17 protein-coding genes and 1 pseudogene are annotated in these 24,322 nt (G+C 61.5%); 4 read left to right on the top strand and 14 right to left on the bottom strand.

From position 1 onward, the window contains the following. Positions 1-44: 44 nt before the first annotated feature. From hemE to pilM, 10 genes and pseudogenes are all read right to left on the bottom strand, one after another. Positions 45-1,112 carry a uroporphyrinogen decarboxylase gene (gene hemE / locus QYQ93_RS02970; RefSeq protein WP_043047230.1) on the bottom strand — a complete coding sequence of 356 codons (1,068 nt, stop codon included), beginning with the start codon at positions 1,110-1,112 and terminating at the stop codon, positions 45-47. Positions 1,113-1,355: 243 nt separating this feature from the next. Next, positions 1,356-2,774, bottom strand: coding sequence for an FAD-dependent oxidoreductase (locus tag QYQ93_RS02965; RefSeq protein ID WP_003187920.1), 1,419 nt, complete (start codon positions 2,772-2,774; stop codon positions 1,356-1,358). Positions 2,775-2,806: 32 nt separating this feature from the next. Beyond that, positions 2,807-7,252, bottom strand: a complete 4,446-nt coding sequence (gene gltB, locus QYQ93_RS02960) for a glutamate synthase large subunit (RefSeq protein WP_338476292.1) — start codon at positions 7,250-7,252, stop codon at positions 2,807-2,809. A gap of 355 nt (positions 7,253-7,607) precedes the next feature. Next, positions 7,608-9,179 carry an SPOR domain-containing protein gene (locus QYQ93_RS02955; RefSeq protein ID WP_043047233.1) on the bottom strand — a complete coding sequence of 524 codons (1,572 nt, stop codon included), beginning with the start codon at positions 9,177-9,179 and terminating at the stop codon, positions 7,608-7,610. A 10-nt stretch (positions 9,180-9,189) separates the two neighbouring features. Then, entirely contained in the window at positions 9,190-10,290 is a 1,101-nt protein-coding gene (aroB, locus tag QYQ93_RS02950; RefSeq protein WP_043047234.1) for a 3-dehydroquinate synthase, read from the bottom strand. Positions 10,291-10,415: 125 nt separating this feature from the next. After that, positions 10,416-10,934 (bottom strand): shikimate kinase AroK, encoded by a 519-nt coding sequence (gene aroK, locus QYQ93_RS02945; RefSeq protein WP_003187914.1) that lies wholly within the window; start codon positions 10,932-10,934, stop codon positions 10,416-10,418. Positions 10,935-10,938: 4 nt separating this feature from the next. After that, positions 10,939-12,195: pseudogene (locus QYQ93_RS02940) on the bottom strand (type IV pilus secretin PilQ); the annotation flags it as partial. Between the two features lie 138 nt (positions 12,196-12,333). Beyond that, entirely contained in the window at positions 12,334-13,305 is a 972-nt protein-coding gene (locus tag QYQ93_RS02935; protein WP_338476291.1) for a pilus assembly protein PilP, read from the bottom strand. Beyond that, on the bottom strand, positions 13,302-13,853 hold the full coding sequence (locus QYQ93_RS02930) for a PilN domain-containing protein (RefSeq protein WP_338476289.1): 552 nt from the start codon (positions 13,851-13,853) through the stop codon (positions 13,302-13,304). The genes QYQ93_RS02935 and QYQ93_RS02930 overlap by 4 nt, the downstream gene beginning before the upstream one ends. Further along, complete coding sequence (gene pilM, locus QYQ93_RS02925; RefSeq protein WP_043047238.1) at positions 13,850-14,506, bottom strand: type IV pilus assembly protein PilM; 657 nt, start codon at positions 14,504-14,506, stop codon at positions 13,850-13,852. The genes QYQ93_RS02930 and pilM overlap by 4 nt, the downstream gene beginning before the upstream one ends. 95 nt (positions 14,507-14,601) lie before the next feature. On the opposite strand from pilM, the gene QYQ93_RS02920 reads away from it, so the two are divergent. Together QYQ93_RS02920 and QYQ93_RS02915 are read left to right on the top strand one after the other, a co-directional pair. After that, positions 14,602-14,739 (top strand): hypothetical protein, encoded by a 138-nt coding sequence (locus QYQ93_RS02920; protein ID WP_161796498.1) that lies wholly within the window; start codon positions 14,602-14,604, stop codon positions 14,737-14,739. Further along, positions 14,739-17,201: a penicillin-binding protein 1A gene (locus tag QYQ93_RS02915; RefSeq protein ID WP_422394050.1), complete on the top strand. Its 2,463-nt coding sequence runs from the start codon at positions 14,739-14,741 to the stop codon at positions 17,199-17,201. The genes QYQ93_RS02920 and QYQ93_RS02915 overlap by 1 nt, the downstream gene beginning before the upstream one ends. Positions 17,202-17,407: 206 nt before the next feature. On the opposite strand, the gene QYQ93_RS02910 is transcribed toward QYQ93_RS02915, so the two are convergent. From QYQ93_RS02910 to rpmE, 3 genes are all read right to left on the bottom strand, one after another. Then, positions 17,408-18,676 carry a malic enzyme-like NAD(P)-binding protein gene (locus tag QYQ93_RS02910; protein ID WP_005784034.1) on the bottom strand — a complete coding sequence of 423 codons (1,269 nt, stop codon included), beginning with the start codon at positions 18,674-18,676 and terminating at the stop codon, positions 17,408-17,410. A 182-nt stretch (positions 18,677-18,858) separates the two neighbouring features. Beyond that, the gene (locus tag QYQ93_RS02905) at positions 18,859-19,665 is read right to left on the bottom strand and encodes a thermonuclease family protein (protein ID WP_338476287.1); all 807 of its coding nucleotides are present in this window, start codon (positions 19,663-19,665) and stop codon (positions 18,859-18,861) included. 14 nt (positions 19,666-19,679) lie between these two features. Beyond that, entirely contained in the window at positions 19,680-19,916 is a 237-nt protein-coding gene (gene rpmE / locus QYQ93_RS02900; RefSeq protein WP_003237330.1) for a 50S ribosomal protein L31, read from the bottom strand. 226 nt (positions 19,917-20,142) lie between these two features. Here rpmE and QYQ93_RS02895 point away from each other — a divergent pair, with 226 nt between their 5' ends. Continuing rightward, positions 20,143-22,362, top strand: a complete 2,220-nt coding sequence (locus tag QYQ93_RS02895; protein WP_338476286.1) for a primosomal protein N' — start codon at positions 20,143-20,145, stop codon at positions 22,360-22,362. Positions 22,363-22,416: 54 nt separating this feature from the next. Here the strand turns inward: QYQ93_RS02895 and QYQ93_RS02890 are convergent, their stop codons facing one another. Then, positions 22,417-22,614 (bottom strand): hypothetical protein, encoded by a 198-nt coding sequence (locus QYQ93_RS02890; protein WP_124375951.1) that lies wholly within the window; start codon positions 22,612-22,614, stop codon positions 22,417-22,419. Between QYQ93_RS02890 and argS the strand changes: the two genes are divergently transcribed. After that, positions 22,585-24,321 carry an arginine--tRNA ligase gene (gene argS, locus QYQ93_RS02885; RefSeq protein WP_338476285.1) on the top strand — a complete coding sequence of 579 codons (1,737 nt, stop codon included), beginning with the start codon at positions 22,585-22,587 and terminating at the stop codon, positions 24,319-24,321. The two genes, QYQ93_RS02890 and argS, sit on opposite strands and share 30 nt — an antisense overlap. Position 24,322 lies beyond the last annotated feature (1 nt).

Here is a 24,322-nt window from a genome sequence, read left to right as displayed (position 1 = left end):
CCGCCATCGGGAGCAAGCCCCCTCCCACATTTTTGCTCTGTGTTTTACTCGTGGTACTGCGCGGACAGTTCGTGCACGGCGCGCAAGAACGCACCCGCATGCTCCGGGTTCACTTCCGGCGTAATGCCATGGCCGAGGTTGAACACGTGACCGGTGCCCTTGCCATAGCTGGCCAGGATGCGGCCGACTTCGGCGCGAATTGCATCAGGCTTAGCGTAGAGCACAGTCGGGTCCATGTTGCCTTGCAGCGCGACCTGGTTGCCAACACGACGGCGGGCTTCGCCGATATCGCAGGTCCAGTCCAGGCCCAGGGCATCGGCCCCGGCGTCGGCGATGCTTTCCAGCCACAGGCCGCCGCCCTTGGTGAACATGATCACCGGCACCTTGCGGCCTTCGTGCTCGCGGATCAGGCCGCTGACGATCTTGCGCATGTAGGCCAGGGAGAATTCCTGGTACGCCGCCGCCGACAGGTTGCCGCCCCAGGTATCGAAAATCTGCACCGCTTGGGCGCCGGCCATGATCTGGCCGTTGAGGTACGAGGTGACCGACTGCGCGAGCTTGTCCAGCAGCAGGTGCATGGCTTGCGGGTTGTCATAGAGCATGGCCTTGGTCTTGCGGAAGTCTTTCGACGAGCCGCCTTCGACCATGTAGGTGGCCAGGGTCCAGGGGCTGCCCGAGAAGCCGATCAGCGGCACGCGGCCGTTCAGCTCGCTGCGGATGGTGCTGACCGCATCCATCACATAGCCGAGGTCTTTGTGCGGATCAGGAATCGGCAGGGCTTCGATATCGGCCAGAGTGCTGACCACCTTCCTGAAGCGCGGGCCTTCGCCGGTTTCGAAATACAGGCCCTGGCCCATGGCATCGGGAATGGTGAGGATGTCGGAAAAGAGGATGGCCGCGTCCAGTTGTGGGTAGCGGTCCAGCGGCTGCATCGTGACTTCACAGGCGAACGCAGGATTCATGCACAGGCTCATGAAGTCGCCGGCGTGGGCGCGACTGGCGCGGTATTCCGGCAGGTAGCGACCGGCTTGACGCATCATCCACACGGGGGTGACGTCCACAGGTTGCTTGAGCAGGGCACGAAGGAAACGGTCGTTCTTGAGGGCAGTCATGTCGGCATCCGCAAAAAAAGTGCGGGCATTTTCTCAGAGCGCGACGCAAAAGGCACGGAATGCGCCGTGCCTTTTGTCTATCGGGTCAATTTGTCGCGGTAGCTTGAACGCAGCGCAAAACAAATGTGGGAGGGGGCTTGCTCCCGATGGCGGTGTGTAAGGCAACTAAATTGTTGCTGATGTACCGCTATCGGGAGCAAGCCCCCTCCCACATTTTGATCCCGTTTCAGGCTGGGATCGGGGTCAGACTTGCAGGTAGTCCAGGATGCCTTCGGCGGCATTGCGGCCTTCGAAGATCGCCGTCACTACCAGGTCAGACCCGCGCACCATATCGCCACCCGCGAAGATTTTCGGGTTGCTGGTCTGGTGCTTGTACTGGCCTTGCTCCGGGGCAACGACGCGGCCCTGGCTGTCGGTCTGGATCTCGAACTGCTCGAACCACGGCGCCGGGCTCGGGCGGAAACCGAAGGCGATGACCACGGCGTCAGCCGGGATGATTTCTTCGGAACCCGGGATCGGCTCGGGGCTGCGACGGCCTCGGGCGTCCGGCTCGCCGAGACGGGTCTCGACCACCTTCACGCCTTCGACGCGGTCTTCACCGACGATCGCAATCGGCTGGCGGTTGTAGAGGAATTTCACGCCTTCTTCCTTGGCGTTCTTCACCTCTTTGCGCGAGCCGGGCATGTTGGCTTCGTCACGGCGATAGGCACAGGTCACCGACTTGGCGCCCTGGCGGATCGACGTACGGTTGCAGTCCATCGCGGTGTCGCCACCGCCAAGCACCACGACCTTCTTGCCTTTCATGTCGACGAAGTCTTCCGGCGACTTTTCAAAACCCAGGTTGCGGTTGACGTTGGCAATCAGGAAGTCGAGCGCGTCATATACGCCCGGCAGGTCTTCACCGGCAAAGCCGCCCTTCATGTAGGTGTAGGTACCCATGCCCATGAACACCGCATCGTATTCGGCGAGCAGTTGCTCCATGGTGATGTCTTTGCCGATTTCGGTATTCAGCCGGAACTCGATCCCCATGCCGGTGAACACTTCACGACGGTGGCTCAGTACGGTTTTTTCCAGCTTGAACTCGGGGATGCCGAAGGTCAGCAGGCCACCGATTTCCGGGTTCTTGTCGAACACCACCGGGGTCACGCCGCCACGCACCAACACGTCGGCGCACCCAAGGCCCGCCGGGCCCGCACCGATGATCGCGACGCGCTTGCCGGTCGGCTTGACCTTGGACATGTCCGGGCGCCAGCCCATGGCGAACGCAGTATCGGTGATGTACTTCTCCACCGAACCGATGGTCACCGCGCCGAAGCCGTCGTTGAGGGTGCAGGCGCCTTCACACAGACGGTCCTGCGGGCACACACGGCCGCAGACTTCCGGCAGGGTATTGGTCTGGTGCGACAGCTCGGCGGCAGCGAGGATGTTGCCCTCGGCCACCAGCTTGAGCCAGTTGGGAATGAAGTTGTGCACCGGGCACTTCCACTCGCAATACGGGTTACCGCACCCCAGGCAGCGGTGGGCCTGGTCGGCCGAGTGCTGGGGTTTGAACGGTTCGTAGATTTCCACGAACTCTTTCTTGCGTTGACGCAACAGTTTCTTCTTCGGATCCTTGCGCCCGACATCGATGAACTGGAAGTCGTTATTCAGACGTTCAGCCATGTTAAAACCTCATCAAACTGTTCAGGCGCATATCACTGCGGGTTGGCACGGATGCTGGAGAGCAACGATTTCAGGTTGGCAGCCTTGGGCTTGACCAGCCAGAAACGACGCAGGTAATCATCGAGGTTCTCGGCGAGTTCACGACCCCATTCGCTGCCGGTCTCATCGACGTACTCATCCAGCACGTGCTGCAAGTGGTTCCGGTAGGATTCCATGGCTTCGCCGCTGATCCGCTGGATCTCGACCAACTCGTGGTTGACCTTGTCGACGAAGGTGTTGTCCTGGTCGAGCACGTAGGCGAAACCGCCGGTCATGCCCGAACCGAAGTTGTAACCGGTCTTGCCCAGTACCGCGACAAAGCCGCCGGTCATGTACTCGCAGCAGTGATCGCCGGTGCCTTCCACCACGGTGTGGGCACCGGAGTTACGCACGGCGAAGCGCTCACCGGCGGTGCCGGCGGCGAACAACTTGCCTCCGGTGGCGCCGTACAAGCAGGTGTTGCCGATAATGGCACTGTCCTGGGTCTTGTAGACGCTGCCTTTAGGCGGAACGATCACCAGCTTGCCACCGGTCATGCCCTTGCCCACGTAGTCGTTGGCGTCGCCTTCCAGGTACATGTGCAGGCCGCCGGCGTTCCACACGCCGAAGCTCTGGCCCGCCGTGCCCTTGAAGCGGAAGGTGATCGGCGCTTTCGCCATGCCCTGGTTGCCGTGCTTGCGCGCGATTTCGCCGGAGATGCGTGCGCCGATGGACCGGTCGCAGTTGCAGATATCCAGGGCAAATTCGCCACCACTGGCGTCATTGATCGCACTGCCTGCCATGTCGACCATCTTCTCGGCCAACAGGCCCTTGTCGAACGGCGGGTTGCGGTCCACCTGGCAGAATTGTGGCTTGTCTGCCGGGATGTGATCGCTGCCCAACAGCGGCGTCAGGTCCAGGTGCTGTTGCTTGGCGGTCTGGCCTTCGAGGATATCCAGCAGGTCGGTACGCCCGATCAGCTCTTCGAGGGAACGCACGCCCAGCTTGGCCAGCCACTCACGGGTCTCTTCGGCGACGTAGGTGAAGAAATTCACCACCATGTCGACGGTACCGATGTAGTGATCCTTGCGCAGCTTCTCGTTCTGGGTCGCTACGCCGGTGGCGCAGTTATTCAGGTGGCAGATGCGCAGATACTTGCAGCCCAGGGCGATCATTGGCGCGGTGCCGAAGCCGAAGCTTTCGGCGCCGAGGATCGCCGCCTTGATCACGTCGAGGCCAGTTTTAAGGCCGCCGTCGGTCTGTACCCGCACTTTGCCGCGCAGGTCGTTGCCGCGCAGGGTCTGGTGGGTTTCGGCCAGGCCGAGTTCCCATGGCGCGCCGGCGTACTTGATAGAGGTCAGCGGCGAAGCGCCGGTACCGCCGTCGTAGCCGGAGATGGTGATCAGGTCGGCATAGGCCTTGGCCACGCCGGCAGCAATGGTGCCGACGCCGGCTTCCGCCACCAGCTTCACCGAGACCAGGGCCTGCGGGTTGACTTGTTTCAAGTCGAAAATCAGCTGCGACAAGTCTTCGATTGAATAGATGTCGTGGTGCGGCGGTGGCGAGATCAGCGTCACGCCCGGCACCGCATAACGCAGCTTGGCGATCAGGCCGTTGACCTTGCCGCCTGGCAACTGGCCGCCTTCACCAGGCTTGGCGCCCTGGGCCACCTTGATCTGCAGCACTTCGGCGTTGACCAGGTATTCCGGGGTTACGCCGAAACGGCCAGTGGCGACCTGCTTGATTTTCGAGCTCTTGATGGTGCCGTAGCGCGCCGGGTCTTCGCCGCCTTCACCGGAGTTGGAACGCGCGCCCAGGCGGTTCATGGCTTCGGCCAGGGCTTCGTGGGCCTCGGGCGACAAGGCGCCCAGAGAGATACCAGCAGAATCGAAGCGCTTGAGGATCGATTCCAGCGGCTCGACTTCGCTGATGTCCATCGGCGTGTCCAAAGTCTTCACCTTGAACAGGTCGCGGATCATCGACACCGGGCGATTATCCACCAGGCTCGTGTATTCCTTGAACTTGGCGTAGTCGCCCTGCTGCACGGCGGCTTGCAGGGTGCTGACCACGTCCGGGTTGTAGGCGTGGTATTCACCACCGTGCACGAACTTGAGCAGGCCGCCTTGCTGGATCGGCTTGCGCGCACTCCAGGCCTCCAACGCCAAGGCTTTCTGCTCGGCTTCGATGTCGACGAAACGTGCGCCCTTGATGCGGCTCGGCACACCACGGAAGCTCAGCTCGCAGACTTCTTCCGACAGGCCAATGGCTTCGAACAGTTGCGCACCTCGATACGAGGTGACCGTGGAGATGCCCATCTTCGACAGGATCTTCAACAAGCCCTTGGTAATGCCTTTACGGTAGTTCTTGAACACCTCATAGAGGTCGCCCAAAACTTCACCGGTACGGATCAGGTCGCCGAGCACTTCGTACGCCAGGAACGGATACACCGCCGACGCGCCGAAACCGATCAGCACTGCAAAGTGATGCGGGTCACGGGCAGTAGCGGTTTCAACGAGGATGTTGGAGTCGCAACGCAGGCCCTTTTCGGTCAAACGGTGGTGCACCGCGCCGGTGGCGAGCGAAGCGTGGATCGGCAGCTTGCCTGGCGCGATATGGCGGTCGGTCAGCACGATCTGGGTACGCCCGGCGCGCACGGCTTCTTCGGCCTGGTCGGCGACGTTACGCACAGCGGCTTCAAGACCGAGGCTCTCGTCGTAGTTCAGGTCGATGATCTGGCGGTCGAAACCTGGACGCTCCAGGGTCATCAGCGAGCGCCATTTGGCCGGGGAGATAACCGGCGAGCTGAGGATCACGCGGGAAGCGTGCTCAGGCGACTCCTGGAAGATGTTGCGCTCGGCACCGAGGCACACTTCCAGGGACATCACGATGGCTTCGCGCAGCGGATCGATCGGCGGGTTGGTGACCTGGGCGAATTGCTGGCGGAAATAGTCGTACGGGGTGCGCACGCGCTGGGACAGCACGGCCATCGGCGTGTCGTCGCCCATGGAGCCGACGGCCTCGTAGCCTTGTTCGCCAAGCGGGCGCAGCACCTGGTCGCGCTCTTCGAACGTGACCTGGTACATCTTCATGTACTGCTTGAGCTGGTCGATGTCGTAGAAAGCCGAACCGTGGTCGTTGTCTTCCATGGTCGCCTGGATGCGCAGGGCGTTCTTGCGCAGCCATTGCTTGTACGGGTGACGAGACTTCAAGCGGTTGTCGATGGCGTCGGTGTCGAGGATCTGCCCGGTCTCGGTGTCCACGGCCAGGATCTGGCCCGGGCCAACGCGGCCTTTGGCAATCACATCTTCGGGCTTGTAGTTCCACACGCCGATTTCCGACGCCAGGGTGATGAAGCCGTTGGTGGTGGTAACCCAACGTGCCGGGCGCAGGCCGTTACGGTCGAGCAGGCACACTGCATAGCGGCCATCAGTCATGACCACGCCGGCCGGGCCGTCCCAGGGCTCCATATGCATCGAGTTGTATTCGTAGAACGCCCGCAGGTCCGGGTCCATGGTCTCGACGTTCTGCCACGCAGGCGGAATGATCATACGCACGCCACGGAACAGGTCGATACCACCGGTGACCATCAGTTCGAGCATGTTGTCCATGCTGGAGGAGTCGGAGCCCACGCGGTTGACCAGCGGGCCAAGCTCTTCCAGGTCCATCAGATCGTTGGCGAACTTGGTGCGACGGGCCACGGCCCAGTTGCGGTTGCCGGTGATGGTGTTGATCTCGCCGTTGTGGGCGAGGAAGCGGAACGGCTGGGCCAACGGCCATTTCGGCAGGGTGTTGGTGGAGAAGCGCTGGTGGAACACGCAGATCGCAGTTTGCAGGCGCTCATCGCTCAGGTCCGGATAAAAGGCGGTGAGATCCGCCGGCATCATCAGGCCTTTGTAAATGATGGTCTTGTGGGAAAAGCTGCAGATGTAGTGATCGGTATCGGCAGCATTGAGCACCGACGAACGGCGACGCGAGGTGAACAGCTTGATCGCCATGTCCTGATCGCTCAGGCCATCGCCTGCGATGAACACTTGTTCGATCTGTGGCAGACGCTCCAGGGCCAGGCGGCCGAGCACGCTGGTGTCGATTGGCACTTTGCGCCAGCCGACCAGTTGCAGGCCGGCGGCGGCGATCTCGCGGTTCATGTTCTCGCGAGCGGCTTCGGCTTTGACCGGGTCCTGGTTGAAAAACACCATGCCCACGGCGTACTGCTTGGGCAGGTCGGCGGCAAAATGCTCTTTGGCGACAGCACGCAGGAATTGGTCGGGTTTTTGAATCAGCAAGCCACAACCGTCACCGGTCTTGCCGTCGGCGTTGATCCCACCGCGGTGGGTCATGCAGGTCAGGGCCTCGATGGCCGTTTGCAAAAGGGTATGGCTGGGCTCGCCCTGCATATGGGCTATCAGGCCGAAACCGCAGTTATCCTTGAATTCATCGGGTTGGTACAGACCTGCTTTCATAGACACTTTCTCACCAGGCTGCCTCTTATTTCGAGGCAAATTTCTTTTCAATTCAACCGGTTACCTTCCACGCCGAACGTACGCCGGCTTAGCGGGGGCAAAAGGGAGGTCATTGTACACACCGACACAGACGCTCACAAATTTAGCGACGAAATGTCGCAAATCTATGTCGCATTTATGAAAGGTTTAAAGCGATATGCTGTGCTAGTCAAAACTTTTTTAATTCTGACCGCTACGACTCAAAAGCTACTGTGGCGCAGACACCACAAAGCGCGCGGTCCTTGCGGGGGACTGCACGCCTTGCGATTGTTTTTTGAGGTGCCGGGAGGGCGGCCTGGGTAAGGCCGCCGGATCTTCAGCGAGTTGTTGCCAGTTCTTGTTGAACGCTGGCAACAGTGCGAGGCCAAGGTTTACCAGCCTGGACCTTCGCTGGCAAGGCTTTGATGGCCGAATCAGCTGCGGCGCGGCTTGGGAAGCTGCCATAGGTGATGACGTAGAGAGGCTTGCCGTTGAGCACTTTCTTGAAATAACGGTACTGGCCGCCCTGCTCTTTGACGAACGCCTGGGCGTTGGCCTCGGAGCTGGTGCCGAGGATTTGCACCACGAAGTTGCCGGTAGGCTGGCTGCTGTACCAGCTGCTGCCGGCGGCGCCGGCCTTGGCCACGGTGGCGGCGGGTTTTTCAGCAGGCTTGGCCGCAGGTGCGGGTGCCGGCTTGGCCACTGGCGCTGCGGGCTTGGCTGTCGCAACTGTCGGCGCCGGGGTCGGCTTGGCAACTGGCGCTACCGGTGCGGCAGGCGCTACCGGGGTTGCTGGCGTGCCAGCCGGTACGCCGGCTGGCGGCGCGGTGGTGGTCACGGTCGGCGGCGTGGCGCTGGAGCCTTCCACCGGCACGCCGTCGTCGCCTTCGGAGATGCCACCGGCTTCTTCGGCGAGCGGGCCACGCATTACAGGCTGACCAACCATCGGCAGGTTGGTCGGTTGGCCGGAGTTGGCGAACTCGACGTTCGGCGTGGGCTTGCCCAGTGGCAACTGCGCCTGCTCAGTTGGCGCGCCGGTCGTTGTCGGTGCTTTATTGCGACCCGGGATCAACCAGGCGGCGGCAACAGCGACCACGACAACGGCGGAAATAGCCAATACGTGCTTCTTAGGCATAGTGAACCCCATCTTTGGACGCTTGACCGCTGAGCGGCTGGCAATCATGGCTTCGATCATTGCATCGCGGGCAACCTGGTTGATGTTGCCAGGCCAGCCATCGGAGCTTTCGTGAATATCAGAGATCTGCGCAGCGGTGAAAAGTTCGATACCCGCCCCGGCGCCTTCAAGGCGTTGCGCCAGGTATTCGCGGGTTTCTTCCTCTTCGTAGGGCTGCAGCTCAATGACGTGGAACAGTTCCTGATCACCGCTGATCTGCTCCAGATCGGCGATCAACGACGACTCGCCAAACAGGAACACATGGGGGCGGCCTTCCGGCGTGCCCGCAGCAAGCGCCAGCAACGCTTCGAGGGCAGATTCGTCAAGCTGCTCGGCGTCGTCCACCAGCAGGTAGACTTCCTGGCCGGTCAGGCCCAGTTGCACCACCTGCTTTAGAATCGCGCTCGGCTCGGCATTGGCTACGTCCAGCGCCTGGGCCACCTGGCGCAGCACACCTGCAGCATCGCCGGCGCCACGGGCCGAGACCACCACACTCTGCACCGATTGCTTGTTAGTGCTGGCCACCAGCGCCTGGCGCAGCAAGGTCTTGCCGCTGCCCAACGGGCCGGTGACCACCAGCAGCAACTGGCTGTAGCGCGCGAGGTGATGCAACTGCCCAAGTACCGGCTTGCGCTGGGCGGGGAAGAATTTGAAACCCGGCACCCGTGGAGCGAAGGGGTCATGGCTCAAGTGATAATGGCCGAGGAACGCCTCGTCGGCATGCAAACTAGTCATCGGGATCTTATTAACCTTTAAGCTGGGCCAGGGCGCGGTAATCCGCTCCCAGCGTGGCCTGTAAAATCTCTTTCGGATAATCGTCGGTCACCACGGCTTCGCCCATGTGGCGCAACAGCACCAGTCGCAGTCGACCGTCGATCACTTTCTTGTCTATTGCCATATGTTCGAGGAAATCGGCCTCTGTCATCTCCGTCGGCGGGATGACCGGCAAACCGGCGCGCTGGAACAGGCGGATGCCACGATCGCGCTCCTGGGCGCTGATCCAGCCCAGGCGCTGCGACATTTCCAATGCCATCACAGTGCCAGCCGCCACGGCTTCCCCATGCAACCACACACCATAGCCCATGTGCGTTTCGATCGCATGGCCGAAGGTGTGGCCCAGGTTCAGGGTGGCGCGTACGCCAGACTCCCGTTCGTCGGCATTTACCACCAGCGCCTTGGCGGCGCAGGAGCGGGAAATCGCTTCGGTCAGGGCCACCTGGTCAAGTGCGCGCAGGGCATCTACGTGTTCTTCGAGCCAGGTCAGGAAGGGCTCGTCGCAGATCAACCCGTACTTGATGACTTCCGCCAGGCCCGCCGACAGCTCGCGCGGCGGCAGAGTGTTGAGGGTCGCGGTATCGATCAGTACGGCTTGGGGCTGGTAGAACGCACCGACCATGTTCTTGCCCAGCGGATGGTTGATACCGGTCTTGCCGCCTACCGACGAATCGACCTGGGACAACAGGGTGGTCGGCACCTGGATAAAATCCACGCCACGTTGGTAGCAGGCCGCGGCAAAACCGGCCATGTCGCCGATCACACCGCCGCCCAACGCGACTACGGTGGTTCGACGGTCATGGCGCGCAGTCAGCAGGCCATCAAAAATCAGTTGCAGGGTTTCCCAGTTCTTGTGCGCTTCGCCGTCAGGCAACACCACGGAGATCACCGAATACGCCGCAAGGCTGCGGCTCAGACGCTCAAGATACAACGGCGCGACCGTTTCGTTGGAGATGATCGCCACCTGCCGACCGGCAATATGCGGCGCAAGCAACTCGGACTTGTCCAACAGGCCTTCGCCAATGTGGATCGGGTAGCTGCGCTCGCCTAAATCGACCTTAAGTGTCTGCATGTGTCCCCGCGTTGAAGATATATTGACGACCGGCAACGCCGTGATCCGACACCGCCTGATAGCTCTACGCCATACCTCACAAGGTTATGGCGCGCCGCCGAGAATAGCGCATTTCGGGCCAGGCTTTAACGGGGCGGCAACCTTTGCAGGCGCTCAAGAATGTCGAGCACCACCATTCGCGGCGGCCGTTCATCGGTTTCCACCACCAGATCGGCGATTTCCCGATACAGCGGATCGCGCAGTGCCAGCAGGTCCCGCAAGGTTTTCGCCGGGTCGGCAGTGCGCAGCAACGGGCGATTGCGATCGCGGGCAGTGCGGCCCACCTGCTGTTCGACCGACGCGTGTAAATACACCACCCGACCACCGGCATGCAGCGCCCGACGGTTTTCATCGCGCATCACCGCGCCACCACCGGTTGCCAACACAACGCCATCGCAGCCGCACAGCTCAGCAATCATCGCCTGCTCACGGTCGCGAAAGCCCAGTTCGCCTTCCTTATCGAAGATCCATGGGATATTGGCACCCGTGCGCAATTCAATTTCCTTATCGGAGTCTTTGAATGGCAGGCGCAGCTCTTTGGCCAGCAAACGGCCGATGGTGCTCTTTCCAGCCCCCATCGGTCCTACAAGAATCAAATTTCGCACAGAATCAACGACTCACAGCAATCGCCTGGTTATTCATAATACGCGGAGTCAGGAATACCAGCAGCTCGGATTTTTTCTCCGCCAGCACATCGCGCCGGAAAAGGCGGCCAAGATACGGCACATCGCCCAAAAATGGCACTTTATCTACCACTTTGCTTTGGGTATTGGAGAAAACCCCACCAATGACGATGGTCTCGCCATCCCGGACCAGTACCTTGGCATTGACTTCGTTTTTCTTGATCGGCGGCACATCATTGAGCCGGTTCAGGTAGTCGGGCTCGTCCTTGGTGACCTTGACCGCCATGATCACGTGGTCATCGGGGGTGATCTGCGGCGTGACCTCCAGTGAAAGGGACGCTTCCTTGAACGACACCGAGGTAGCGCCCTGGGAGGTGGACTCCTGATAGGGAATCTCGGTGCCCTTGAGGATGCGTGCGGTCTCTTTATCGGACGTGACCACCTTGGGCTGCGAAACGATTTCGCCATTGCCGCTTTTCTCCATCGCCGTCAGCTCAAGATCCAGCAACAGGTTGTCGGTAATGTAGGCGATGCCCAGCCCCGACGTACCGGTCAGCGAACCCAGGTCGACGAAGGGTGAACTGGGCGGGTTTGCCGGGGGCTCGGCGCCGTCCGCCAGGGGTTTTGAAATACCCCCCGCACCCCAGTTGCCGCGGCTGAGCCGCCCACCCCAGCGCACGCCCAGGCTTTTGTCGTAGTCGACATTGGCCTCAACGATTCGCGCCTCGATCATCACCTGGCGTACCGGGATATCCAGTTGCGCCACGATGCGCCGCAGCTCTTCGAGGCGCTCGCCGGTCTGGTAGGCGATGATGTTGTTGGTGCGGTCATCCACGGCCACCGAGCCGCGCTCATCCGTGGCACCCTCAAATCCGGTCATCGACTGGAATAGCTTGGCCAGGTCCGCAGCCTTGGCGTAATTGACCTGCAATAACTCTCGACGCAACGGTGCCAGCTCGGCCATCTGCTTGCGCGACTCCAGCACCAGCAGTTCGCGAGCGGCCAATTCATCGGCGGGCGCCACCAGCAACACGCCGGCCTGCACCCGTTTGTCCAGGCCCTTGGTTTGCAGCACCAGGTCCAGCGCCTGATCCCAGGGCACATTTTTGAGCCGCAGGGTGATCGAACCCTGTACCTCGTCGCTGGTCACCAGGTTGAGCCCGGCGACATCGGCGATTTGCTGCAATACCGCGCGCAGGTCGATGTCCTGGAAATTGAGGGTCAATTTTTCGCCCGTATAGCTGGCCGGCAAGGCACGGTCAGGCGGCGGCAGGTGGATCAGGTCCGGGCGATTGGGCACAGCGGCAGCCATCGGTGCCGTAAACGCTATCCATAGCGCCACACCGAAGGACGAGAAAGTCCTTTTCATTGTTTGATTCCATTATGAGTTGACGTTCAGCACCAGGGTTCGCGGGCGCTCCAGCCATGCGCCCTGGTCATCGGGGAACAGCTCGACCAATTCGATATAACCGTCTTGAATGGCCGTGACCTGGCCGTGGTCCGGCCCAAGGTAATCACCGACCGCCAGGCGATGCACCAATGATCCCGCACGCAGCAAGGCGAAAGCCTGCACGCCATTGGACAGTGTGCCGACCATTTCGAACTGATCGATGCTCATGCCCTCCAGCAGCCCCCGTGATCGGGTGAGATCCGGCGAAAGCGCCGGCCGACCGGGCACGCGGGCGGCCTGCAAGGTGGGCGACCGGAACGGATCGCGCAGGGTTGAAGGGTCATAGACAAATCGCGGGCCTGGCTCAAGGGCCTGGAGGGCCTGGCCGCTTGGAATGGCGCCCCGATAAGTCTTGGCCACCATTTCCAGACGCAGCAAGGCACCCTCAGGCCGAAGCGTGACATCCTGTACGGTGACGACCCGCCGCAGCCCAGCCAAGGCACTGACGAACGCCGCCAGGTCGTGGTAGGCCCCGGTCGCGCCCATCTGCACAGGTTGCTCGGTGTAGAGTTGACGGGGCTCTTCTTCCAGCAGCGTGATGCCCTCGACCCATACACCATTGGCAACCGCCAGTCGGGCAACATCTTCGAGCAAGCCAGGCACTTCGGACTCTGCGGGCAACTGCCGCAGAAGGCCCACGAACTTATCCTCCATTGCGCGCAAATGTTCGGTACGCGCCTCAAGGCTGGTAGCCAACTGTGTTTTTTCTGCAAGCTGCTGTTGCAGTGCATGTCCCCGCGCCTCGCCCCCCTGCAAGCGTTCCCGCGACGGGCTCAGGTACAAAACCTCACCCACCAGCAGCACCAGGCCGACCAGCAAGCAGCCGAGCAGGACCCGGTAGGGCAATGGCCATTTGGCAGCGTTATGGGAGAGCGTGGAAACGTCGAGCCTGGGCAGGCTCATGGTTGCGCCTCGACGGTTTCCCCCTGGCGCACCATCAGCTGAAACTCACTTTCGCCGCGCTCGCCTTCGGCCTGCACGCGCTGCAGACGAGTCGCATGAGCCCCTTGCGTGGCCTCGAGCCGACGCATCAACTGGGCGATATCCTGGTGGCTTTCAGCACTGCCGCGGATACTGATGGTATCGCCGTTCGCCACCACCTCATGCAGATGTACGCCCTCGGGCACTGCGCGAGCTAACTGATCGAACAGCCGGGCACCGGAAGAGCGGGCATCGTGCAGATCCTGCACGACCTTCATGCGTTCGGCCAATTGCTGGCTGCGCTCCTGCAGGTCGTCGATGGTCCTGATCCGTGAATCTTGTACGGCAATGTCCTCACCCAGGCGATTGTTGCGGCTTACCTGTCGGTCTATCGCCTGGTCGATCACCTGATCAGCCAACCAAACTGCGGCCAGCGCCACACAGACAAACGCCAGCATCAGCATCAGGAAATATCTGCGTCTGCGTTCCGCCAGCGCCTGGCGCCAAGGCAAAAGATTGATTCGTATCATCCAGCGAAACTCCTCAGGGCCAACCCGCAAGCCACTCCCATCCCTTGGGCATCCACGGCCCATTGTGCGCCATCGACTCGATGACCCGGCGCGAAGCTGGCAAAATCCTGACGGCAAGCGCGCTCCAATGCAAACTCTTCCACATCTACCACCCGCAGCACCAGCCCCGCCAGGGACAAAACCGCTTCACGCGCCTCGACCTGCTCGCGCAGGCATGCCACCAACATCACTTGGACCCATTGTGCCCCCTGGGCCGACGGCCCCTGGACCTGAAAGTCGATGGCCACCTCATCCAGTGGGTAGGGAATGAACTGGTCGGCGTCCATCTGGATCTTCCAGGCCATTTCCTCGTCGCTGAGGCCTGCGTCCATTTCGATCAACCGCGTGATCACCGAAGGGCCCGTAACCGCCACGGCGGCGCATCGGGCCGAAGGCCGCAAGCGCGATAAGGCCTGCTGCAATGCCCGCCCCACGCCTTCAAGGTCCAATAGGGTACCGTCGACCACCGAATGGGCCGGCAGCGCCTGGGTCACGTAGCCCTGGACGCTGAAACCGCCCGCTGAGCGGCCCAGCTCGATCAGCCTGATGCTGCTGTCGTTGATATCGACGCCCAGGACGGTGTCGACTTTTTGCCTGAAAAATCCCTTTCCCATAAAACTCCCTAAAACTTTCCCTGTCATACCGGCTGCCATATCGCCTGATTGCTGCCAGGCGCCCTGCATTCGGTCGGCTTGTTCGAGGCACGTGAATGACGCCCGAAGCCGAAAAATGCTTTAATGCCCAGCGTTTTTTTCCGCTTTTATCTGCTGCCCGGGTCGAACCATTGGTTGCCATGCATGACCCGACGCGTAACTCATTCTTTTCTCTGGAAATCCAAAAGCCTTGATTCGTCTGCTGAAGTTTTTCGGGTACTCCATTGTCGCCATCGTCTGCGGGCTGCTGCTCGTACTCAGCGGGGCCTACCTCTACCTTAGTCCGGGTTTGCCTTCCGTAGAGGCCCTCAGAAGTATCCAGTTGCAGATTCCTTTGCGGGTCTACAGCAGCGATGAAAAACTGATCGCGGAGTTTGGCGAAATGCGCCGAACACCGATCCGTTTCGCCGATATTCCGCCCAATTTCATCAGCGCCTTGCTGTCGGCTGAAGACGACAATTTCGCCAACCACTACGGCGTCGATCCCAGCAGCCTGGTGCGTGCGGCCACACAGCTGGTAAAAAGCGGACACATTCAATCCGGCGGCAGCACCATCACCATGCAGGTGGCGAAGAACTTCTTCCTCACCAGCGAGCGCAGTTTTTCCCGCAAGGCCACCGAGATCCTGCTGGCGTTGCAGATCGAACGTCAGCTGACCAAGGACGAAATCCTTGAGCTGTACGTCAACAAGATCTACCTGGGCAACCGCGCCTACGGCATCGAGGCCGCCTCCCAGGTTTACTATGGCAAGTCGATCCGCGACGCCAGCCTGGCGCAGATGGCCATGATTGCCGGCCTGCCCAAGGCCCCGTCGCGCTTTAACCCGCTGGCCAACCCGGCGCGCAGTAAAGAGCGGCGCGACTGGATCCTGGGGCGCATGTACAAGCTGGGCAAGATCGACCAGGCCGCCTACGAAAGCGCTGTAGCCGAGCCGCTGAACGCCAGTTATCACGTGCCGACGCCGGAAGTGAATGCGCCGTATATCGCCGAAATGGCCCGCGCCGAGATGGTCGGCCGCTATGGCAGCGACGCCTACACTGAAGGCTTCCGGGTGACCACGACGGTTCCGAGCAATTTGCAGGAAATCGCCAACCACTCGGTGCACGAAGGCCTGATCACCTACGACCAGCGTCACGGCTACCGCGGTCCCGAATCGCGCCAGCCCGGCAAGACCCTGAGTGCCTGGACCACCGAGCTGGGCAAGCAGCGCTCGATCAGCGGTCTGGAACCGGCCATTGTCATCCAAGTAATGAAAGACGGCATACAGGTGCTGACCCGCACCGGCGAGGCCCATGTGGCTTGGGACAGCATGAAATGGGCGCGCCCATTCCTGAATACCAACAGCATGGGGCCAATGCCCAAGCAGCCGTCCGACGTGGCCCAGGTGGGCGATTTGATCCGTGTGCAACGCCAGACGGATGACAGCCTCAAGTTCAGCCAGGTCCCGGTCGCCCAGGGCGCCCTGGTGTCCCTGGACCCGCAGAACGGTGCGATCCGTGCATTGGTCGGCGGCTTTGCCTTCGAGCAGAGCAACTACAACCGCGCCACCCAGGCCAAGCGCCAGCCGGGTTCGAGCTTCAAGCCATTCGTCTACAGCGCCGCGCTGGACAACGGCTACACCGCCGCCAGCCTGGTCAACGACGCGCCGATCGTGTTTGTCGATGAATACCTGGACAAGGTCTGGCGCCCGAAGAACGACACCAACACCTTCCTCGGCCCGATCCGTATCCGCGAGGCCCTGTACAAGTCGCGCAACCTGGTGTCGATCCGACTGTTGCAGGCAATGGGCGTGGGCAAGACCATCGACTACATGACGCGCTTTGGCTTCGCCAAGTCCGACCTGCCGCCGAACCTGTCCCTGGCCCTGGGCACCGCGACCCTCACACCAATGGAGATTGCCACCGGCTGGAGCACCTTTGCCAACGGCGGCTACAAAATCACACCCTACCTGATCGACAAGATCGAGAGCCGCAACGGCGACACGCTGTTCACTGCCAACCCACCGCGAGTGCCGGGCGACGTGGTCAATGGGGTGGCAGCGACCGATGGTCTCGCGGCACCAGGCAATGGCGGCATCACCATCGAGCCGGCGCCAGGCACCACGCCTGCGGCAACCGCCCCCGCGACCGCCGAACCGCAAGCCCCGGCCGTTGCCGAGCGCATCGTGGATGGCCGTACCACCTATATTCTTAACAGCATCCTGCAAGACGTGATCAAGAAGGGCACTGGCCGCCGTGCCCTGGCCCTAGGCCGTGCGGACATCGCCGGCAAGACGGGTACCACCAACGAATCCAAGGACGCCTGGTTCTCCGGTTATAACGGCGACTACGTGACCACCGTATGGACCGGCTACGACCAGCCTGAAAGCCTGGGCCGCCGTGAGTTTGGCGGCACCGTCGCGCTGCCGATCTGGATGAGCTACATGGGCGCGGCCTTGAAGGATAAGCCTTTGCACACCCAGCCGGAGCCGGAAGGCATCCTCAGCCTGCGCATTGATCCGATCAGTGGCCGTGCGGCTTCGCCGAGTACGCCGAATGCGTACTTCGAGCTGTTCAAGAGTGAAGACACGCCACCATCGGTCAACGAGCTGGGCAACGGGGTTGTACCAGGCAGCCCGCTGCCGGCGGATGAAGGTGCGCCGATCGATTTGTTCTGACCCGATCCAAGACGCAACATAGATCCAAATGTGGGAGGGGGCTTGCTCCCGATGGCGGACTGTCAGTCAATGAATATGGCGACTGATACACCGCCATCGGGAGTAAGCCCCCTCCCACATTTGACCTCTATCGGCTTCAAGAGAATTGCCATAAAAAAGCCCCGACTCATTCGAGCCGGGGCTTTTTGTTGGTGCGCTACAACAGCTTAGCCGTTGAACACATCATCCACGCTTTGCAGCGGGTAGTTCTTAGGATACGGCAGGGTCGCCACGCCGGTCTCGATGGCGGCCTTGGCCACGGCATCGGAGATCAGGGTGATCAGGCGCTTATCCATTGGTTTCGGGATGATGTACTCACGACCGAATTCCAGCTTGGCACCACCGTAGGCGTCGCAGACGTCCTGAGGCACTGGCAGCTTGGCCAGTTCACGCAGGGCGTTGGCGGCGGCCACTTTCATTTCTTCGTTGATGCGCTTGGCGCGTACGTCCAGGGCACCACGGAAGATGAACGGGAAGCCCAGGACGTTGTTGACCTGGTTCGGGTAGTCCGAACGACCGGTGGCCATGATCACGTCGCTGCGGGTGGCGTGGGCCAGCTCTGGCGAGATTTCCGGATCCGGGTTGGAGCAGGCGAACACGATCGGGTTCGGTGCCATGGACTTCAGGCCTTCGGCGCTCAGCAGGTTCGGGCCGGACAGGCCGACGAACACGTCGGCGCCGTCGAGGGCGTCAGCCAGGGTGCGCTTGGAGGACGGATGGGCAAACATCGCCTTGTACTGGTTCAGGTCGGTACGCTCGGACTGGATCACGCCCTTGCTGTCGACCATGTAGATGTTTTCCAGCTTGGCACCCATGCTGATGATCAGTTTCATGCAGGAAATGGCTGCTGCACCGGCGCCCAGGCAGACAATCTTCGCCTCGCCCAGGGTTTTGCCAGCGATTTCCAGGGCGTTGATCATGCCGGCTGCGGTAACGATCGCAGTGCCGTGCTGGTCATCGTGGAATACCGGAATGTCGCACTGTTCGATCAGGGCCTTTTCGATCTCGAAGCACTCAGGTGCCTTGATGTCTTCCAGGTTGATGCCACCGAACGTGATGGAAATGCGCTTGACCGTGTCGATGAACGCCTGCGGGCTTTCGGAGTCAACTTCGATGTCGAAAACGTCAATGCCGGCAAAGCGCTTGAACAGCACGCCTTTACCTTCCATGACTGGCTTGGATGCCAATGGGCCGAGGTTACCCAGGCCAAGGATCGCGGTGCCATCGGAAATCACTGCAACCAGGTTGCCTTTGCCGGTGTACTTGTACGCCAGTTCTGGGTCACGGGCGATTTCACGTACGGGCTCGGCAACACCAGGGCTGTAGGCCAGCGACAGGTCGCGAGCAGTGGCAGTGGCTTTGGTGAGCTCTACACTCAGCTTTCCTGGACGAGGATGGGCATGATATTCGAGAGCGGCAGTTTTCAAATCAGACATATCGGCATTCCGCTTTTACTGTTGGTCGACGGACCGCCGAGGATACGCGCGTAGCAATTTACCTACAAGACTGGGCAGTCACAGGTGTCAAGCGCCCTGGGCTACGACTTTTGGCCAAGAGCCGCGGGATACAAGGGCTCAACTGTTCACAATCGAAATAAAAAATGTCTACAATTTTTTATTCAAGGTGCTGATTTCAGCATGCTGGGGTCGGTCAATGGCAGCAGCCAGCGTGACTGGCCCTTTTTCAGACCGCCGCTTCGCGAGCGATCCTGCACCCAGCCGCGCGCCTCGAGGGTGCGGCCTTGCAGACCTTTGAGCAGGGCCGCGTCGAAACGACTGATCAGATTGGGTGCAATACGTAATACCAGCGAACCCTGCAATTCAATCCAGATTCCGCCGCGATTGCGCTCGATCGTGGTAACCCGGCCAGTGACCAGGGCAAACCCGGACTGCTTGAGTTGCGCCACGGACTGCACCGGCGATTGGCGCCATAGGCCGAGTCGCGCTTGGCGGGCGCTGTTTTCGGCGGCCTGCTGGCAGGCGACCAAGTCCACATTCGGCACCACGCCCACCTGGAAACCCAGGCCCTCGCCCAACAATTGCGCCTCCAGGTTCTCACCGTTGGCGCCGTAAAGGTGGGCCAGGGTACGACCGTAGTGATCCTTGCCCTCGCGCCCCGGCACCAGACCGACACGCCCATCACTGGCCCGCACCAGCGCCTGTAGACGCTGGCGGGCGGCGACGGCAAATGGTTCGTCGGTGCGCCCCTTCTTGGCGGTTTCCGGCGCATTGAGGCCAATCATGCGCACGCTGCGGCCATCCTTGAGGCGCACGGTGTCGCCGTCCACCACTCGCTGCACCTCGACACGCACCACAGCGGCCGGTGCGGGGCAGAACGCTTCGGCCCGGGCGGTCGCCAGCCAAATCCCTGGCACAAAAAAGGCGCCCACAAGGGGCGCCTTTTTCAACAGCTGGCAAAAGCCCATAAGGCTCTTGAACCTTACTCTGCTGGAGTAGCAGCAGCAGGCTTCTTGCCGAAAGCACCAAAGCGATCTGCGAAGCGCTGTACACGGCCGCCGGTGTCCAGAGTTTTCTGCTTACCGGTGTAGAACGGGTGGCACTCGTTGCATACGTCAGTACCCAGTGGCTTGCACAGGTTCGAACGGGTTTCGAACTTGTTGCCGCAGCTGCAGGTGACTTCGATGGTTTCGTACGCTGGATGGATATCGGCTTTCATGGCACTTCCTCGGGCTAGCGTGCCGCCACTCGACACTATTGTCGAATACCGCACGTAATTAGGCCGCGGATTCTACCAGACCTTTCTAAACGCGCAAGCGGCAACACTATTTGCTTGTAAAGATAAAAGCGCCTTTCATCAGAAAACCGTGGCATACCCAAGCCCTTCCCTCTCTGCTAGGCTCGCGTCCCTGCACCACCGCCTGCCTTTATATGAGACCCCTCGCGTGCCCGACGCCATTTTGCGCCTAGCCCTGCCCTCGCCCCTGCGCCGCCTGTTCGATTACCGGGCTCCGGCCGGCGTGCTGCGGGCGCAGTTGCGGCCAGGCATGCGCGTGCGCGTGCCGTTTGGGCGGCGTGAGATGATCGGCATTCTGGTGGAGGTCACCGATCACAGCGAAGTCCCGGCGGAGAAACTCAAGCCGGCGCTGGCCATCCTCGACGCCACGCCACCGCTGCCGCCCGAGCTGTTCAAGCTGTGCCTGTGGACCGCTCAGTATTACCAGCACAGCCTGGGCGACACCTTGAGTTGGGCGCTGCCGGTGCTGCTGCGCCAGGGCGAACTGGCAGAAGCACGCCAGGAGCGCTTCTGGTCGATGACGCCTGGCGCGCGCCTGGACGACCCACGCATCGCCCGCGCCCCGCGCCAGCGTGAAGCCCTGGCCACCTTGGCCCAGCATCCCCATGGCGTCGCCCATCAGCTGTTAAGCAAGCTGATGCTGAGCAAAGACAGCCTCGACCTGCTGTTGGCCAAGGGCCTGGTGCAGGTGGAAATCCGCAAGCACGCTCCGGACCCGCGCCACGAACACTGGCTGGCCCAACCGGAATTGCCGCTGAACCCCGAGCAACGCGCCGCGTACGAGGCAATTCGCGCAGGGTTCGACAGCTTCCATGCGTTCCTGCTGGCCGGCGTCACCGGCAGTGGCAAGACCGAAGTGTATCTGCAACTGATCCGCGAAACCCTGCAGGCCGGCAAGCAGGCGCTGGTGCTGATCCCCGAGATCAACCTGGGCCCACAGACCCTGGCGCGTTTCGAACAGCGCTTCAACGCCCGCATTGCCCTGGTGCACTCGGCGGTCAATGACCGTGAGCGCCTGGAGTCGTGGCTGGCGGCGCGGGACGGTGAGGCCGACATTATTATCGGCACCCGTTCGGCGCTGTTCACCCCGATGAAGAACCCCGGGCTGATCATCATCGACGAGGAGCACGACGGTTCCTATAAACAGCAGGAAGGCCTGCGCTACCACGCCCGCGACCTGGCACTGGTGCGCGCACGCCAGGAAGACATCCCGATTGTGCTGGGTTCGGCCACACCATCCCTGGAAAGCCTGCACAACGCCTACACCGGCCGTTACGGCCTGCTACGCCTGAACGAGCGCGCCGGCGGCGCCAAGCAACCACGCTTCCTGCGCCTGGACGTAAAGAGCCGCCCGCTGGACAGTGGTATCTCCGGTCCGATGCAACAGGCCATCGGCCAGACCCTTGCCGCCGGCCAGCAGGTGTTGGTGTTTCTCAATCGCCGCGGCTTTGCCCCCACACTGCTGTGCCATGACTGCGGCTGGATGTCCGGATGCGAACGCTGCGATGCACGCATGACCGTGCACCAGCGCTATGGCGAACTGCGTTGCCACCACTGCGGCCATGTGGAACGGGTGCCGCGCCATTGTCCGCAGTGCGGCAAGGTGGATCTGCGCCCGGTAGGGGCTGGCACCGAGCGCGCCGAGGAGCGCCTGGGCATTCTGTTTCCGGATTACCCGGTGCTGCGGGTCGACCGCGACAGCACCTCGCGCAAAGACGCGATGAACCAGTTGTTCGCCACCATCCAGAAAGGTCAGCCGTGCATCCTGGTGGGCACGCAGATGCTTGCCAAAGGGCATCACTTCCCACGGGTGACCCTGGTGTCGATCCTGGATGCCGACGGCGGGTTGTTCTCTGGGGATTTCCGCGCCAGCGAACGCATGGCGCAGTTGATCGTGCAGGTGGCAGGGCGCGCCGGACGGGCCGAAGAGCCGGGCAAGGTGATTATCCAGACGCACCTGGCCGACCATCCATTACTGATTCAGCTGACGGAACAAGGCTACTTCGCCTTCGCCGAGCAGGCCTTGAGTGAACGCCGCGCCGCTGGCCTGCCGCCCTTTGCACACCTGGCGTTGTTGCGTGCCGAGGCGCATAAGCCGGGACAAGCCGAAGGTTTCCTGGATGAAGCTTGCAGTACCGCCGAACGTTTGCTGGGTGAATTGAGTCTGAGCGGCATCGAATTGCTCGGGCCGGTACCCGCGCCCATGGAGCGTCGCGCCGGACGTTATCGCGCTCAGCTACTCTTGCAGGCAACCTCCCGTGCGCCGCTGCATCGGTTATTAAGTCGCTGGATGCTTGAGCTGGAGCAAATGCCCAGCGGCCGACAAGTGCGATGGTCACTGGATGTAGACCCTGTAGATTTGTACTGATCCACCCAACACTGTAGGAGCGAGCTTGCTCGCGAAAAACTCAAGAACACCGCGTTAAATCAGGAAGCCCGCGTTATCGTTGACGATTTTCGCGAGCAAGCTCGCTCCTACAAACTGCTCCACAGGTCCGGAACGGTTGGCAAGCCCGCCCTCGCCACGGATAATGCCGAGTTTTTCCACCTGCGCATCGCGCGCCGCCGCTTGCGGTCGAAAGAGAACACCATGAAAGACACCATTCGCCAGCTGATCCAACAAGCCCTCACCCAACTCGTCAACGAAGGTGTGTTGCCTGAAGGCCTGTCGCCGGCGATCCAGGTGGAGAACACCCGCGACAAGACCCACGGCGACTTCGCCAGCAATATCGCGATGATGCTGTCCAAGCCGGCCGGTATGAAACCCCGCGACCTGGCGGAAAAAATCATTGCCGCGCTGCCGGCTGACGCCAGTGTCACCAAGGCCGAAATCGCCGGCCCGGGCTTTATCAATTTCTTCCAGAACACCCAGGCCCTGGCGTCGCGCCTGGACGCTGCCCTGGCCGACGCCAACATCGGCGCGCACAAGGCTGGTGCTGCCCAGCGCGTGGTCATCGACCTGTCGGCGCCGAACCTGGCCAAGGAAATGCACGTTGGCCACCTGCGCTCCACCATCATCGGTGACGGCGTGGCCCGGGTCCTGGAGTTCCTCGGCGATACGGTGATCCGCCAGAACCATGTGGGCGACTGGGGCACCCAGTTCGGCATGCTGATGGCCTACCTGCAGGAAAACCCGATCACCAGCAACGAGTTGGCCGACCTGGAAAACTTCTACCGCGCCGCCAAGAAGCGTTTCGACGAATCCGAAGAGTTCGCCGACCGCGCCCGTGGCCTGGTGGTCAAGCTGCAAGCGGGCGATGAGGAGTGCCTGGCGCTGTGGAACCGCTTCCGGGAAATCTCCCTGTCCCACTGCCAGGAAATCTACGAGCTGCTCAACGTGAAACTGACCATGGCCGACGTGATGGGCGAAAGCGCCTACAACGACGACCTGATCAACGTAGTCAACGACCTCAAGGCCAGGGGCCTGCTGGTGGAGAGCAACGGCGCGCAGTGCGTGTTCCTTGAAGAATTCAAGACCGCCGACGGCGAACCGCTGCCGGTGATCATCGTCAAGGCCGATGGCGGCTACCTCTACGCCACCACCGACCTGGCCGCCGTGCGCTATCGCAGCGGCGTGCTCAAGGCCGACCGTGCGCTGTACTTCGTTGACCAGCGCCAGGCCCTGCACTTCCAGCAAGTGTTCGAAGTGGCCCGCCGTGCCGGTTTCGTCACCCACCCGATGCATATGGAACACATGGGTTTCGGCACCATGAACGGCGCCGATGGCCGCCCGTTCAAGACCCGCGACGGCGGCACCGTGAAGCTGATCGACCTGCTCACCGAGGCCCAGGAACGTGCCTACAACCTGGTGAAGGAAAAGAACCCGGAATTGGCCGAGGCCGACCTGCGCAACATCGCCCGCGTGGTAGGCATTGGCGCGGTGAAATATGCCGACCTGTCCAAACACCGCACCAGCGACTACAGCTTCAACTTCGACCTGATGCTCAATTTCGAAGGCAACACCGCGCCGTACCTGCTGTACGCCTACACCCGCGTGGCGGGTGTGTTCCGCAAGCTGGGCAAGGACTTCAGCGAAGTCGAAGGCCAGATCGTGCTGGATGCCGCCCATGAACAGGAACTGGCCGCCAAGCTGGCGCAGTTCGGCGAAGTGCTCAACAGCGTCGGCGAGAAAGGCACACCGCATATCCTGTGCACCTATTTGTACGAAGTGGCCGGGTTGTTCTCCAGTTTCTACGAGAACTGCCCGATCCTGACCGCCGACGACGAAGCCCAGAAACAAAGTCGCCTGCGCCTCGCCGCCCTGGCTGGACGCACCCTCAAGCAAGGCCTGGAACTCTTGGGCCTGGAAACTCTGGAGCGTATGTAAG

Origin of the sequence: Pseudomonas khavaziana (assembly GCF_036704165.1) — a bacterium.
In the GTDB taxonomy this organism is placed as follows: Bacteria; Pseudomonadota; Gammaproteobacteria; order Pseudomonadales; family Pseudomonadaceae; genus Aquipseudomonas; species Aquipseudomonas khavaziana.
The sequence above is the reverse complement of the archived record's forward strand: the minus strand, read 5'-3'. Positions and strand labels throughout refer to the sequence as shown.